The organism is Streptomyces sp. HSW2009 (assembly GCF_040240285.1).
Taxonomy (GTDB): Bacteria; Actinomycetota; Actinomycetes; order Streptomycetales; family Streptomycetaceae; genus Streptomyces.
In genome coordinates this window covers 1-732 of sequence record NZ_JBEHZD010001111.1, presented here as the reverse complement: position 1 = coordinate 732, position 732 = coordinate 1, and the positions used below count along the sequence as shown (strand labels likewise).

Below are 732 nucleotides of genomic sequence, written 5' to 3'. Positions count from 1 at the left end.
GGGGGGGGGGGGGCCGCCCGGGGGGGGGGGGGGGGGGGGGGGGGGGGGGGGGGGGGGGGGGGGGGGGGGCCCCCCCCCCCCGGGGTGGTCAGCCGCGTGCGGCGGGCGCCGACGAGCGGTGCGCGGGGTCGTGCACCTCGCCCACCAGCATCTCCAGCACGTCCTCCAGGGCGACGAGCCCGATCACCCGGCCCGACGCGTCGCTGACCGCCGCCAAGTGGGCCGCGGCCCGGCGCAGCACGGTCAGCGCATCGTCGAGCGGCAGTTCGGCCCGGAGCGTGTGGATCGGCCGCCACACGTGCTGCGGCACGGCGCGCTCCCGCTCCTCCAGGTCGAGTACGTCCTTCACGTGCAGGTAGCCCATGAACGCGCCGCCGGGGCCGCGCACCGGGAAGCGCGAGTAGCCGGTGCGTACGGTCAGCTCCTCGACCTGCCGGGGGGTCACCGCGGGATCGACCGTCACCAGCGTCGCCGGGTCGAGCAGTACGTCGGTGACCGGGCGGGTGCCCAGCACGAGCGCGTCCGCCAGCCGCTCCTGTTCGTCGGGGGCGAGCAGCCCCGCCTGCCGGGAGTCGGCGATCAGGTCGGTGAGCTGCTCGCTGGTGAAGACGGCCTCCACCTCGTCCTTCGGCTCCACTCGGAAGAGCCGCAGGGCGCCGGGGGGCCCCCGGGGCGCGGACGCCGGGGCCCGGCGGCCCCCCCCGGGGCCGGGGGCCCCGCCCGGGGCCCCCC

The 732-nt window shown here is 79.6% G+C and carries 1 protein-coding gene; it reads right to left on the bottom strand.

Annotated elements, in window-relative coordinates; genetic code table 11:
* Positions 1 to 88 precede the first annotated feature (88 nt).
* A partial coding sequence (locus tag AAHZ94_RS34805) for a CBS domain-containing protein (RefSeq protein WP_349997656.1) occupies positions 89 to 732 on the bottom strand: 644 nt, incomplete at its 5' end.